This is a genomic window from Streptomyces sp. Y1 (assembly GCF_041053115.1).
Lineage (GTDB): Bacteria > Actinomycetota > Actinomycetes > Streptomycetales > Streptomycetaceae > Kitasatospora > Kitasatospora rubellomurina.
The window spans coordinates 5858243-5871445 of the sequence record NZ_CP163445.1 but is presented as its reverse complement, the minus strand read 5'-3'; the positions used below and the strand labels follow the sequence as shown (position 1 = coordinate 5871445).

Below are 13203 nucleotides of genomic sequence, written 5' to 3'. Positions count from 1 at the left end.
GTTCCGTCCGCGTTTGCCGGATGTACCCGGAGCAGGCCGTTTCCGGGCCGTTACGGCCTCGGGGCGGCGGAAATCAAGGGCCCAGGAGGGGCATCCATTCACCCGTTCGGCTGATTAAATGTCCGCATGACCGCGTCGGCCCCCAGCTCCCCCCGACCGGGGTGGGCCGCACCGGCGGGCCGTCCCGCAGGTGCGCCGTGGGTGCTGCTCCTGGTCGTCCTGCTGACCCTGCTGCCCTGCGCGGGTCAGGCGCGGGCCCTCGATGCCCCCGCCGTCACGCCGCCGCCGGCCGCCGCCGTCACCATCGTCACGGCCACCGGACACGACGCGCACCCGACCCTGCCCGGCCCGGGCTCCGGCGACCCCGCCGCGACCGAGCGCCAGCAGTACGCCGGGCCCCAGGGGCACTGGATCCTGTGCACCGCCGACGGCGAGCCACCACAGCACAACGGCTGCTCCAGCCACCCGTACTGCACGCAGGACGCCCAGCTGCCGAACCCGCCGCCGCAGCCGCAGCCCGCCCTCTCGACCGTGCCGGTCCTGCCGAAGGCCCCGCCGCGCCTGGTGCCGGCCGGGCTGCGGGACGGCCCGTGCCCCGCGCCCGATCTGCACGTGCTCCAAGTGCAGCGCTCCTGACCGGAACCCACCCCGCCGGCGCCCGCCGGCGGACTCGCTCGCCTTGCCCCCCACCTCAGCAGACCCGCCGCGCCCCGGTGCCCGGCGGAGACAAGGACGACCACTCATGGGTTCCGCCTCCAAGCAGTCCAACAAGTCCGGCGGCAAGCAGGACAGCCTCGACCGCCGCGCCCGGATCGCCGAGCTGCGCGCCGTCGAGCAGCGCCGCGAACGCCGCAACAAGATCATCGCCTCGGTGGCGGCCGGCGTGCTGGTGGTCGGCGCGATCGCCACCGGCACCTGGATCGTGATGGACCAGAACCAGAAGAAGCACGACCGCGAGGCCGCCGCCAACGCGGACATCCCGGGCGTGAAGACCTTCGGCGACCTGAGCCGCAACCACGTCAAGGAGAAGGTCACCTACCCGATGACCCCGCCGGTCGGCGGCGACCACAACGCCGTCTGGCTGGACTGCATGGGCCACGTCTACGACGCGCCGGTCGAGAACGAGCGCGCCGTCCACTCCCTGGAGCACGGCGCGGTCTGGGTGACCTACAACGGCAAGGCCACCCCGGACGACCTCAAGACCCTCTCCGACAAGGTCAAGGCCACCCCGTACTCGCTGATGAGCCCCTACCCGGACGAGCAGGGCACCATCACCCTGAACGCCTGGAGCACCCAGCTGATCGTCGACAGCGCCAGCGACCCCCGGGTGAACGAGTTCTTCACCAAGTACGTCCAGGGCAAGCAGACCCAGGAGCCCGGCGCCTCCTGCTCGATGGGGCAGATGTGACCGCCGCCGACTCCTCCCCCGAGGCCTCCGACGACGTCCGCGAGGACCAGGGCGAGGGCCCCGGCCCCGGCGCGGGGCGGCCGCGCCGGCGGCTGTGGTGGCCGGCCGCGCTGGCCGCCGCCGTGGCACTCGCCCTCGGCGTGCCCGCCCTGGTCGCGAGCGGCACCTCCGCCTCCGGCTCCTCCTCGCTGGCCGTCCCCGCCGACGACTCCCCCGAAGCCGGGTTCGCCCGGGACATGGCGACCCACCACCAGCAGGCGGTGGACCTGTCGTTCATCGTCCGGGACCGCACCACCGACGAGCCGACCCGCACCCTCGCCTTCGACATCATCAACACCCAGGCCAACCAGCGCGGGATGATGATGGGCTGGCTCGACCAGTGGGGGCTGTCGCAGCACACGAGCGCCAAACCCATGGCGTGGATGGGGATGGAGCACGACTACCAGCCCCACGACGGCTCGCTGATGCCCGGCATGGCCACCAACACCCAGCTGGCGAAGCTCCGTTCGCTCAGCGGGCGGGACGCCGAGGTGTTCTACCTGCAGCTGATGATCGAGCACCACAAGGGCGGCGTCGCGATGGCCCAGGGCTACGTGGACGCGGCGAAGAACGACTCCGAGAAGCGACTCGCCCAGTCGATGGTGACCGCCCAGACCTCGGAGATGGCACTGATGACCGACATGCTCAAGGAACGCGGCGCCGCCCCCGGCGTGCCCGCCTCCTGACACACCCGACGACCCCCGGCCGGCCGGGGCGCCGCGACGGTCCCGCACCGTCCGCACGGCGCCCCGGCCGGCCGCCGTCCCACCCCCTGGAGAACCCCCGCATGACCCCCGACGCCCCCTGGCTGATCGCCGGCCTCGGCAACCCCGGCCCCTGGTTCCGGCTGACCCGGCACAACGCCGGCTTCCTGGCCGTCGACCGGCTCGCCGAGCGGCACGGCGCGCGGTTCCGCCGGCGCGGACTCGCCGCCAAGGTCGCGGAGATCGAGGTCGACGGCCGCGAGGTGCTGCTCGCCAAGCCGCTGTGGTGGTCCATCAACCTGTCCGGCCGGCCGGTCGCCGCGCTGCTGCGCCGCTACGGCGTCCCGGTCGAACGCCTGGTGGTCGTCCAGGACGACCTGGACTTCGCCTACGGCGCCGCCAAGCTGAAGCGCGGCGGCGGGCCCGGCGGGCACAACGGGGCGCGCTCGGTGGGCGACGTGCTCGGCACCCGGGACTTCGTCCGGCTGCGCTTCGGCATCGGGCGCCCGCCGAAGGGGCAGAGCGTCGGCGACTACGTGCTGAAGAAGTTCACGGAGGACGAACTCGCCGCCATGCCGGGGGTGTTGGACCGCTGTGCGGACTCCCTGGAGACGCTGGTGCGGCTCGGCCTGAACCGGGCCCAGGACGCCCTGAACGTCACCGCCTGACCGTCGCGGGGCGACTCCCGTCGCGGCCTCACCGCATGGGCGTCACCGCACGGGCGGTGGGCCTCACCGCACGGGCGGTGGGCGTCACCGCCGGACCGCCGCCTGCCGGGTCAGCGGGACCGCGGCCACCGCGACCCCGGCGAGGACGAGCAGCACCGTCCGCCCACCGGACTCGGCGCCCGCCAGGTGGACGCCGAGGACGGGCAGCGCGGTACCGAGCGCGGTACCGAGGCTGCGCGCCATGTTCACCATGCCGCCGCCCACCGCCGAGCACTCGGCCGGGATCGCCCGCATCACCAGCGCGTTGTTGGCGGGCAGCAGCAGGCCCAGCCCGTAGCCGGCGAGCAGCAGCGGGGCCGCCACGGCCGGGCCCGGACCGGACAGCGGGAGCAGCGCGAAGAGGAGCAGCCCCAGGCCGGCGAGCAGCGCCCCGGCCCGGCAGCGGGCCACCTCCGACCAGCCGCGCGGCAGCAGCGCGCCGCCGACCGTCGCGGCGACGGCGAAGGCCGCGGGCAGCACGGTCACCAGCAGACCGGCCCGGCCCACCGGCGCACCCGCGCCGGTGAGCAGCACCGGGCCGATCACCAGCGGGCAGAACAGCAGCAGGTAGCCGATCAGCGCGACCACCAGCCCGGACCGCACCCCCGGGGTGTTGACCAGGCCGGGCGCCAGGATCGGCCGGGCCGCCCGCCGCTCCTGGCGCACCAGCGCGAGCGCCAGCACGCCGGCGGCCGGCAGCAGGACGGCGACGGCCCAACCGGGCAGCGGCAGGCCGGAGGCGGCGGACAGGGCGAGCAGCAGCGCGGTGGTGGAGCCGGTGAGCAGCAGCATGCCCGGCAGGTCGAAGCGGGCCTCCCGCGGCGCCGGCCTGCGGGCGCGGCCCGTACGGGCCTTGGGCGCACGGGCCCCGGGCGCACGGGCCCCGGGCGTGCGCGGTTTCGGGACGGCGGGCGCCCGGCAGTCCCGGGTGCGCGGCAGCAGGTACCAGCCGGCCAGGATCCCGAACACCGCGATCGGCACGTTCACCCAGAACACCCACCGCCAGTCGGCGTGCTCCACCAGCAGGCCGCCGAGGCTCGGCCCGAGCGCCAGCCCGAGGCCCTGGGCGGCGGCCTGGATGCCGAGCGCGCGCCGCATCGCGTGCCCCGGGACGCCGCGCGCGACCAGGGCGACGCTGTTCGCCTGCATCATCGCGGCGCCGACCGCCTGGACGGCCCGGCAGGCGACCAGGATCCCCAGGCCGCCCGCGAACCCGGCGCCCAGCGAGGACAGGCCGAAGACGGCGAAGCCGCCGATGTACATCGTCTTGCGGCCGACCAGGTCGGACAGCCAGCCGATCGGGGCCAGCAGGGCGACCAGGACGAGCAGGTAGGCGAGGGAGACCCACTCGACGGCGGCGAAGCCCGCGTCGAAGTGGCGCCCGAGGGCGGGGTAGACCAGGGCGACGACGCTGGCGTCGAGCTGGCCCAGGAAGGCGCCGAGGCAGACCGTGCCGACGGCCAGCCAGTGGGCGTGGCGCCAGCCGGCCACGCCGCGCGGCCGGGGCCGCTCGGCGAGCAGGCGCGCGGCGAGGGCGGTGGCGTTCATGCCACGAATATATCGGATGCAGATATGTTCTTTCTACGAGCTGATCGCCCTCCGATACGAACCGTCCCACCCCCCGGCCGCTCCCCCGTCCACGCACCGTCCACGGACGTCCACGGCCCGTCCGAGGAGCGGACACCGGCCCGGGCAGGCCCCGTACCAGGGGATACGCTGTCCGCCATGCCGTCGTCACCACAACTTCCCGGCCCCGTCGCCGAAGACCCCGACCCGGCGGTCGAACACGCCCGGCGGCTGACCGACACCGTCACCCGGCTGCGCCGCGCCCTGCGCAGCAGCATCCGCACCGACTACCCGTGGGAATCCCTGCCGATGGCGCAGGTCGAACTCCTGCAGACACTCGCCGCCGCGCCCCTGCGGGTCGGCGAACTCGCCGCCCGGCAGCGACTCGCCCCCAACACCGTCAGCGGACTCGTCGGCAAACTCCTCGACGCCGGCTTCGTCGACCGCCAGGCCGACCCCGGCGACCGGCGCACCGCCCGGATCGCCCTCACCCCCGCCGGCCGGCGCCAGCTCGACGACTGGCAGCACGCCCACGAGCAGCGCATCGCCACCGCCCTCGACACCCTCGACCCCGCCGAGCGCTCCGCCGTCGTCCGGGCCCTGCCCGCGCTGGACCGCCTCGCCCGCGCCCTCGCCCAACCCGGGAGCACCGCCGAGCCGGGGCCCTCCGCCGGATAAAACCGCTGGTCGACACGGCCACCCGGGCACTACCGTCCCGCCATGACCACCCCGGACGTGACCATCGAGCCCTGGACGGACGCCGACCTCGCGCTGCTGCGCCGGGTCAACACACCGGAGATGAAGAAGCACGTCGGCGGGCCGGAGACCGAGGAGCAGCTGCTCCTCCGGCACCGGCGCTACCTCGACTTCGTGCCGTCCGGCCTCGGCTGCATGTACCGGATCGTGCTGCCCGGCGGCGAGGCGGTCGGCACGGTCGGCTACGGCACCCGGTCGTGGCAGGGCGCGACCGTCCACGAGATGGGGTGGAACGTCCTGCCCGGCTTCCAGGGGCGGGGCATCGCGGTGGCCGCCACCCGGGCCGCCGTCGCGGCCGCCCGGCGCGAGGCCGCCCACCGCCACCTGCACGCCTTCCCCTCGGTGGACAACCCCGCCTCCAACGCGGTGTGCGCGAAGGCCGGGTTCACGCTGGTCGGCGAGACCGACTTCGAGTTCCCGCCCGGGCGGTACATGCGCAGCCACGACTGGCGGGTCGACCTGCGGGCGCTCCCGTCCGAGTCGGCGGGGCGGGACTGATCAGAACAGTGTGGGGCGGGTGCCGCCGGCGCCGCCGGTGGTGTCGGCCCCGCGGGTGCCGCCCTCCAGCTCCAGCAGCCAGCGCTTGCGGTCCACGCCCGCGGCGAAGCCGGTGAGCGCGCCGTTGGCGCCCAGCACGCGGTGGCAGGGGCGCACGATCAGCAACGGGTTGGCGCCCACCGCGCCGCCGACCGCCCGCACCATCCGCGGCGGCTCGCCGGCCAGCTCCGCCAGCCCGCCGTAGGTCACGGTGGTGCCGTACGGGATCTCGTCCAGGGCCGCCCAGATCCGGCGCCGGAAGTCCGTGCCCTCCGGCGCGAGCGGCAGGTCGAAGGAGGTGCGCTCCCCTGCGAAGTAGGCGGCCAGCTGGGCCACCGGCTCGGCCAGCGCCTCCGGGTCCAGCACCCAGTCGTCGGCGGGCTCGGCCCGCGCGTACTTCTGGCCCGGCGCGGTCACCGTCGCCAGCGCGGCCGTGCTGCCGCCCGCCGGCAGCACGCCGCTCAGCAGCAGGCGGCCGAAGGGGCTCTCCATGGTGGTGTAGACGGTGGTGCTCATGCTGCTTCGGTCTCCGATCGGGTGCTGGTGTTCGTCGTCGCGGGGCCGGCCCACAGCCGGTGGACGGCGTAGGAACGCCACGGGGCCCAGGCCTCGGCCGCGCGGGCCGCGGACTTCGGGTCGCCCGGCGCGCCGAGCCGGGTCAGGCCGTGCTTCACGCCGATGTCGCTCGGCAGGAAGACGTCCGGGTCGGCCAGAGCCCGCATCCGCAGGTAGCCGACCGTCCACGGGCCGATGCCGGGCAGGGCGAGCAGGGCGGCGGCCGCCTCCGCCCGGTCCACGCCGCCGTCCAGGCGGACGACGCCCTCGGCCAGGGCGGCGCACAGGCCGGTGAGCGCGCGCCGGCGGGCCGCCGGCATCGCGAAATCCTCGGGGTCCGCGACCGCCAGGGCGGCCGCGGTCGGGAACAGCAGCCGCAGGCCACCGCTCGGCTCGGGCAGCGCGGTGCCGTACTTCTCGGCCAGCCGGCCCGCCAGGGTACGGGCGGCGGCCACGGTCACCTGCTGGCCGAGGACGGCGCGCACGGCCAGCTCGTGCGGGTCGACGTGCCCGGGCGAGCGCAGGCCGGGGCGCTCCCGCACCAGCGGGCCGAGCACCGGGTCGGCGCCCAGCTGCTCGTCGACCGCGCCCGGGTCGGCGTCCAGGTCGAACAGCACGCGCAGGCGCTGGACGGCGGTCGGCAGGTCGCGCAGGTCGGCCAGCAGCAGGCGGCAGTCCAGCCAGCCCCGGGTGCGCGGCTCGTCCGGCGGCAGGCCGTCCACCTCGGCGATGCCGTGGCCGTACGGGAGCGCCAGGGTGCGGCGGTAGGTGCGGACGCCCGGGCGCGCGCCGGGGACCACCTCCTCGACGCCGGGGACGGCGCGCAGGGCGAGGAAGTCGATCAGGTGCTCGCTGTCGAGCGCGCCCCGGTAGGCCAGGCGCAGGGTCAGGCCGCCGGCCGGGGTCGCGATGCGACGGCCGGCGGCGACCTCGGCGCGCAGGCCGCTCGGGGTGCGGTCGTAGACCTCGCGGACGGTGTCGTTGAACTGGCGGACGGAGGCGAAGCCGGCGGCGAACGCCACGTCGGTGACGGGCAGTTCGGTGGTCTGGAGGAGCAGCCGGGCGGTCTGGGCACGGCGGGCGCGGGCCAGCGCGATCGGGCCGGCGCCGAGCTCGGCGGTGAGCTGGCGCTGCAACTGCCGGGCGCTGTAGCCGAGTCGGCTGGCCAGGCCGGCGACGCCCTCGCGGTCCACCACGCCGTCGCCGATCAGCCGCATCGCGCGGCCGACCAGGTCGGCCCGGTGGTTCCACTCCGGGGAGCCGGGCACCGAGTCGGGGCGGCAGCGGCGGCAGGCCCGGAAGCCCGCGCCCTGGGCGGCGGCGGCACTTGGGTAGAAGCGGCAGTTCGCGCGCTTGGGGGTCACGGCGGGGCAGCTCGGGCGGCAGTAGATGCCGGTGGAGGTGACGGCCGTGAAGAAGACCCCGTCGAAGCGGGCGTCACGGCTGTCCACAGCCCGGTACCGGATGTCGTCGTCGATCACGCTGTCCAGTCTGCGCCACCGGGGTGGGGAGTGACTGGCGGAATTCGGACACTGCCGTGCGGGGAGCGGCGGGCCGGACCTGGCGTGTCCGCGTGGGGTGGGCGGCGGGGTCGGGGCGGGTCGGGTCGGGGGCTGCGAGAACTCGCTCACGCTTCTCCCCGTCGCCGCTTCGGCATCGCCGAAGCGGCGACGGAAAAAACAGTGTTTGGGAGTTATCGACCTGACTCTCCGGGCTTCCCCCTCCCCCCTCCCCACCCACCCTCCGCCACCCACCCACGCCGGGGCGCTCTACCACCCACCACCCACCGCCCACCCGCGCCCAACCACCCACCCGCGGGTGCCGCGCGCCCTGGCCCCGGCATCTACCCGCATACCCGCGCACCCTGTGCGCCCTGTGCACCCGCATACCCGCATACCCGCGCACCCTGTGCACCCGCACACCCGCGCCCTAGCATCGGCGCACCACGCCCACATCCCGCGCACCCGCGCCCACATCCCGCGCGCCCATCCCCATCCGCATCCCGCGTGGGGCACCGGCAGTCCCGAAGCGGGACCCGGCCGTCGAAGCGCTGCCCTCTACCGGGGCTACCGCCCGCACTGCGGGCGCCGCTCCTTTCGAGCTCGGTGGAGGGCGGCCGGCGGCCGCCGGGGGCCGCCCTCCACTGCTCATCGCCTTACCGCGTCAACGCTTGACCGGACCTCCCGCCGCGCGCTGGGACTTGGTGATCGTCTTCCACTTCTTCAGCCGGGCCGAGGCCAGCCGGGCGTCCGAGCGCGAGGCGATCCACTCGTTCTCGCGCTGGAGCTTGAGGTAGCTGTCCATCCGGCGCTGCGGCAGGGTGCCGTCCGCCAGCGCCGCCTGGACGGCGCAGCCGGGCTCGGTGTGGTGGCCACAGTCGTGGAAGCGGCATTCCTCGGCCAGCTCGGCGATGTCGGCGAACGCCAGGTCGACGCCCTCGCCACCGTAGAGGCCGACCTCGCGCAGCCCGGGGGTGTCGATCAGCACGCCCCCGCCGGGCAGCGGTATCAGTTCCCGGGTGGTCGTGGTGTGGCGCCCCTTCTGGTCGACGGCGCGGGCCTCCTGGACGGCCATCGCCGCGGTGCCGGCCAGCGCGTTGGTCAGCGTCGACTTGCCGACACCGGACTGGCCGATGAGGGCCGTGGTGCCCGGCAGGCAGGCCTGCAGGACGTCGATGCCCTCGCCGGTCTCGGCACTGACCACGAGCACGGTGACCCCGGGGGCGACCGCTTCGACGTCGGCGCGGATGAAGTCGGCGTCGTCGACCAGGTCGGCCTTGGTGAGGACGACCAGCGGTTCGGCGCCGGACTCCCAGGCCAGGGCGAGGAAGCGCTCGATCCGGCCGAGGTCGGGGTCGGCCGCGAGGGAGGAGGCGATCAGGACGGTGTCGACGTTGGCCGCCAGCACCTGGCCGTCCGAGCGCTTGCCGGCCACCTTGCGGATGATCGCGGTGGAGCGCGGCAGCAGCGCGGAGACGGCGGCCATCGGCTGGGCGTACAGGTCGACGGCGGCCCAGTCGCCCGTGCACGGGCAGTTGATCATGTCGGCGTCGCCCACCGGCCGGGTGTCGAGCCGGACGGTGCGCACCTCGCCGGTCTCCGGGTCGGCGATCACGGCGTCGCACTGGCCGCGGTCGACCCGGACGATCCGGCCCGGGACCAGACCGGCCTCGGCGAGCGGCTCGAACGCCTCGGCGAGCTCGGACGTCCAGCCGTAGCCGGACAGCGGGGAGTCACCGGAGAGGTCCCCGGAGACGAAGGAGAAGGAAGAAGCGGAAGGAGAGGAGAACGACGGAACGGAGGCAGCGTTGAACAACGCAGTGTGCCCTTCGGGAGGAGTGACCCCGGCGGGCTACGGCTGGCGCGAACGCGAAGAGGTCAGCCGGCGGCCGGGAAAAGGAGGTGAACGCGAGTGCTGCCCTGGGCAGCTATCGGGGCGACGACGGCCATGGGGCCCACCTCCTGCTCTCTACTCCTCGGGCTGCCCAACGGCGCCCGAAACTCCTTGCGGGGCCGGCTGGCCCCGAAGCGAACGCGTCACACGCTAGCGGACGGCCCGCGCGCGGCCAACCTATTTTTGACCTGCGGAAACGCGCCGGTGAAGGCCGGGAGCGGCCGGCGGAGAGCCCGCAGGGGAGCACAATTGGCCCTGCTCCGCGCCGCCCGCCCGCCCCGCCCGCACCGCCCGCCCCGCACCCCGGGGCAGCAGTGCCGCTACCCGCCGTACCGGTGCTTGAGGTTCGGGTCGTCCAGCCACCAGGGCCGCATCCCGGCCTCCTCCTCCACCGGCCGCCCCTCCTCCCGGGCCTGCGCCGCCGCTTCCTCGAAGCGGGCGTCCAGCTCGGCGTCCACCGCCTTGATCTCCTCCCGCCCCTGCACCACCATCCGCCGCACCAGCGCGGCCAGGAACGGCAGCCCGACCAGGTCCCCCAGCACCCAGAAGGCGTTGCCGCCCCAGGTCTGGTCCTGCGCCAGGCTCGGCCCCCAGGGCCGCCCGAGCGCCAGGTAGTAGTGCTCGGCGACGAGGTGCCCGCCGTAGATCAGCACGATCCCCAGCCCCGCGTCGAAGATCACCTCGGCGAAGGTGATGAACAGCCCGACGAGGTGCGGGTACTCGTGCCCGACCGGGTCGAGCTGCAGCCGCGGCCAGAAGTAGGCGAGGCCCAGCAGCACCAGCGCCAGGTGCAGCACCACGTTCCCCAGCCCGCTGGAGACCGACCACTCGTACCAGGGCGTGAAGTAGAGCAGCCACGGCGGCGCCATCAGCAGCGCCGTCGAGACGGCCGGGAACATCAGCACCTTCGAGGGCCGGCTGCGCAGCGCCCGCAGGATGCGCTCGCGCCGCCGCTGCGGCGAGGCGGCGACCAGCAGCGAGACGGGCGCGCCGAGCGCGAGCAGCAGCGGGACGACCATGAGCAGCAGCACGACCTGCACGGCCCGGTCGGTGAAGAGGATCCGCTCGTAGACGCCGAGGCCGGAGCAGGTGCACCAGATCCACAGCAGCAGTCCGCCGAGGAAGGCGGCGGTGCGGGTGGGCTGCCAGCGCTCGCCGCCGGTGCGCCGGACGGTGCGCACGGCGGCCAGGTACCAGGCGCCGGCCAGCACCGAGAGGGCGAGGACGAGCGGTTCGAAGGTCCAGGAGGTGGCCAGGTCGGACCACTGCCAGGCGGGCGGTCCGCTGTAGGCGAGCATCCGGGCCGGGCCGTCCACCGCGCCGTTCATCCGTCCGCTCACCTCATCCGCGCCCGCGGCCCGCCGGGGCGAGGCGGGTCCGGCGCCGGGCGGGGCCGCGGCGCCCGGTCATCATCGCCCCCGGCAGCCGGCCGGCGGCGCGCGGGGCCCGCCTCTATACCGCGAGCTGACCAAGGCTTTACCCAACCCCAACAAAGCTTTACCAAGGCAAAGTTCGGCCCTCTCCGGCCCCCGGGCCGCAACCGGCGGGCGGCCCGCTTCGTCTGGCAGGATGCACCGGTCGGCGATATCGGCCACGTGGGTGATGACAAGGGGACGACAAGAGGTGCGAAGCACTGAGCGCGGCGAGGGCCGCCGGCTGGCCGCGCGCCACCGCAACATCGAGCTGGGCCTGCTGGCGCTCGCGGTGGCCGTCTGCCTGGCGGGGAACATCACCGCCCACCTGGCACTGACCGACAAGATGCCGTCCGGGCTGCTGGTGAACGCTCTGGCGCTCGGGGGCCTGGCCGGGGTGGCGCACCTGACGGTGCGGCGGTTCGCGCCGTACGCGGACCCGCTGATCCTGCCGCTCGGCGTGTTCCTGACCGGCTTCGGCCTGATGCTGCTGGACCGGCTGGACGTCAGCTACGCGGCCGCGTTCCGGGACTACCAGAAGGTCCCGGCCGCGCCCTCGCAGCTGATGTGGACGTTCATCTCGGTGCTGGTGGCGCTCGCCCTGATCGTCTTCGTCAAGCACCACCGCTTCTTCCAGCGGTACGTCTACCTGCTGATGGCGGGCGCACTGATCCTGCTGGCGGCCCCGGTGTTCTCCCCGAGCGACAGCTTCGGCGCGAAGCGCTGGATCCGGCTGGCCGGCCTGTCCTTCGAGCCGGACGAGTTCGTGAAGGTCGCGATCACGATCTTCTTCGCCGGCTACCTGATGGCCTCCCGGGACGCCCTGGCGCTGGCCGGCCGGAAGGTCTGGGGGATGACCCTGCCGCGCGGCCGGCACGCCGGGCCGGTGCTGGCGATCTGGGTGGTCAGCCTGCTGGTGCTGGTCTTCGAACGCGACCTGGGCACCTCGCTGATCTTCTTCGGCATCTTCGTCGTCATGCTGTACGTGGCGACCGAGCGCACCAGCTGGGTGGTCCTGGGCCTGCTGATGGCGGTCGGCGGCGCGGGCGTGGTCGGCACGGTGGAGCCGCACGTGCACGGGCGCGTCGAGGCCTGGCTGCACCCGCTCGACATCTACAACGAGCACCACGACAAGGCGATCATCTCCGACCAGCCCGCCGAGGCGCTGTTCAGCCTGGGCACCGGACACCTGACCGGGACGGGCCTGGGCTCGGGCCGCCCGTGGCTGATCGGCTTCGCCGGGCGCAGCGACTTCGTGTTCACCACGATCGGCGAGGAGCTCGGCCTGGCCGGGGTGACGGCGGTGCTGCTGGTCTACGTGCTGCTGATCCAGCGCGGGCTGCGCACCGCGGTCGGCCTGACCGACCCGTTCGGCAAGCTGCTGGCGACGGGGCTGTCGGCGGCGCTGGCCCTGCAGGTGTTCGTGGTCGTGGGCGGGGTCAGCGGGCTGGTCCCGCTGACGGGCAAGGCGCTGCCGTTCCTGGCGGCGGGTGGTTCGTCGCTGTTGGCGAACTGGCTGATGATCGCCCTGCTGGTGAAGCTGAGCGACTCCTCCGGGCGCACCGCGCTGGATCCGGCCGAGGTGAGCCCGGAGCCGCTTCCGGCGCAGCCCCGCCCGGCGGCGGCGGCCGTGTCGCCGTCCGCGGGCTCGGCGCAGCCCGCCCCCACGGCCGGCGCGGCACCGGCCGGCCCGGCAGCGGCGGACCCGGCAGGTGCGGGCGCGGCACCGGCGGGCCCCGGGGCCGACCCGGGGGCGCCGACCGAGCTGCGCCCCGCGTACGGCGCCGCCGGCGGCGGCCACACCCCCACCGGCCAGCCCTCGTACGGCTACCCGCCCGCCCCCGAGCCCGGCGCCCAGCCGGCCGGCGGGCAGGAGTACGGCGCCCCGGGCCACGGCGCCCCCGGCGACGGCGGCCAGAGCTACGGCGGCCAAAGCCTCGGCGGCCAGAGCTACGGCGGCCAGAACCTCGGCCGCCAGAGCTACGGTGGCCAAAGCCTCGGCGGCCAGGGCTTCGGCGGCCCCGGCTACGGCAACGCCCACGACTCCGCGAGCCACCCCGCCCAGGGCTACGGCAACCCCGGCCACAACGGCCGGACCCCGCCCGGCCCGGCGACCGCCTGACGGG

At 74.9% G+C, this 13203-nt stretch carries 12 protein-coding genes; 7 read left to right on the top strand and 5 right to left on the bottom strand.

Features of this window, described 5'->3' with window-relative positions; all coding sequences use genetic code 11:
* Positions 1-201: 201 nt before the first annotated feature.
* From AB2U05_RS25575 to pth, 4 genes are all read left to right on the top strand, one after another.
* Complete coding sequence (locus AB2U05_RS25575) at positions 202-636, top strand: hypothetical protein (RefSeq protein WP_369184355.1); 435 nt, start codon at positions 202-204, stop codon at positions 634-636.
* A gap of 106 nt (positions 637-742) precedes the next feature.
* On the top strand, positions 743-1408 hold the full coding sequence (locus AB2U05_RS25570) for a DUF3105 domain-containing protein (RefSeq protein ID WP_369184354.1): 666 nt from the start codon (positions 743-745) through the stop codon (positions 1406-1408).
* Positions 1409-1548: 140 nt separating this feature from the next.
* Positions 1549-2133, top strand: coding sequence for a DUF305 domain-containing protein (locus tag AB2U05_RS25565; protein WP_244179107.1), 585 nt, complete (start codon positions 1549-1551; stop codon positions 2131-2133).
* 101 nt (positions 2134-2234) lie between these two features.
* Positions 2235-2819 carry an aminoacyl-tRNA hydrolase gene (gene pth / locus AB2U05_RS25560; RefSeq protein WP_369184353.1) on the top strand — a complete coding sequence of 195 codons (585 nt, stop codon included), beginning with the start codon at positions 2235-2237 and terminating at the stop codon, positions 2817-2819.
* Between the two features lie 84 nt (positions 2820-2903).
* Here the strand turns inward: pth and AB2U05_RS25555 are convergent, their stop codons facing one another.
* The gene (locus AB2U05_RS25555) at positions 2904-4406 is read right to left on the bottom strand and encodes an MFS transporter (protein ID WP_045710614.1); all 1503 of its coding nucleotides are present in this window, start codon (positions 4404-4406) and stop codon (positions 2904-2906) included.
* A 177-nt stretch (positions 4407-4583) separates the two neighbouring features.
* Between AB2U05_RS25555 and AB2U05_RS25550 the strand changes: the two genes are divergently transcribed.
* Positions 4584-5102, top strand: a complete 519-nt coding sequence (locus AB2U05_RS25550) for a MarR family winged helix-turn-helix transcriptional regulator (protein ID WP_045705096.1) — start codon at positions 4584-4586, stop codon at positions 5100-5102.
* Positions 5103-5144: 42 nt separating this feature from the next.
* Positions 5145-5678, top strand: a complete 534-nt coding sequence (locus tag AB2U05_RS25545) for a GNAT family N-acetyltransferase (protein ID WP_369184352.1) — start codon at positions 5145-5147, stop codon at positions 5676-5678.
* Here AB2U05_RS25545 and AB2U05_RS25540 read toward each other — a convergent pair whose 3' ends face one another.
* From AB2U05_RS25540 to AB2U05_RS25525, 4 genes are all read right to left on the bottom strand, one after another.
* The gene (locus tag AB2U05_RS25540; protein ID WP_369184351.1) at positions 5679-6233 is read right to left on the bottom strand and encodes a methylated-DNA--[protein]-cysteine S-methyltransferase; all 555 of its coding nucleotides are present in this window, start codon (positions 6231-6233) and stop codon (positions 5679-5681) included.
* A complete protein-coding gene (locus tag AB2U05_RS25535; RefSeq protein WP_369184350.1) occupies positions 6230-7753 on the bottom strand; it encodes a DNA-3-methyladenine glycosylase 2 family protein in 1524 nt (507 codons plus the stop codon). Before AB2U05_RS25535 ends, AB2U05_RS25540 begins: the two co-directional genes overlap by 4 nt.
* A 682-nt stretch (positions 7754-8435) precedes the next feature.
* Positions 8436-9497 (bottom strand): ribosome small subunit-dependent GTPase A, encoded by a 1062-nt coding sequence (gene rsgA / locus AB2U05_RS25530; RefSeq protein ID WP_244178969.1) that lies wholly within the window; start codon positions 9495-9497, stop codon positions 8436-8438.
* A gap of 488 nt (positions 9498-9985) precedes the next feature.
* Positions 9986-10993, bottom strand: a complete 1008-nt coding sequence (locus AB2U05_RS25525) for a cytochrome c oxidase assembly protein (RefSeq protein ID WP_369184349.1) — start codon at positions 10991-10993, stop codon at positions 9986-9988.
* Between the two features lie 295 nt (positions 10994-11288).
* Between AB2U05_RS25525 and AB2U05_RS25520 the strand changes: the two genes are divergently transcribed.
* Positions 11289-13199: an FtsW/RodA/SpoVE family cell cycle protein gene (locus tag AB2U05_RS25520; protein WP_369184348.1), complete on the top strand. Its 1911-nt coding sequence runs from the start codon at positions 11289-11291 to the stop codon at positions 13197-13199.
* Positions 13200-13203 lie beyond the last annotated feature (4 nt).

Excerpts from the sequence above, each read along its gene's own strand:
- AB2U05_RS25525 (WP_369184349.1), bottom strand. The coding sequence starts at position 10,993 with ATGAACGGCGCGGTGGACGGCCCGGCCCGGATGCTCGCCTACAGCGGA.
- AB2U05_RS25545 (WP_369184352.1), top strand. The coding sequence starts at position 5,145 with ATGACCACCCCGGACGTGACCATCGAGCCCTGGACGGACGCCGACCTC.
- AB2U05_RS25550 (WP_045705096.1), top strand. The coding sequence starts at position 4,584 with ATGCCGTCGTCACCACAACTTCCCGGCCCCGTCGCCGAAGACCCCGAC.
- AB2U05_RS25540 (WP_369184351.1), bottom strand. The coding sequence starts at position 6,233 with ATGAGCACCACCGTCTACACCACCATGGAGAGCCCCTTCGGCCGCCTG.
- pth (WP_369184353.1), top strand. The coding sequence starts at position 2,235 with ATGACCCCCGACGCCCCCTGGCTGATCGCCGGCCTCGGCAACCCCGGC.
- AB2U05_RS25570 (WP_369184354.1), top strand. The coding sequence starts at position 743 with ATGGGTTCCGCCTCCAAGCAGTCCAACAAGTCCGGCGGCAAGCAGGAC.
- AB2U05_RS25555 (WP_045710614.1), bottom strand. The coding sequence starts at position 4,406 with ATGAACGCCACCGCCCTCGCCGCGCGCCTGCTCGCCGAGCGGCCCCGG.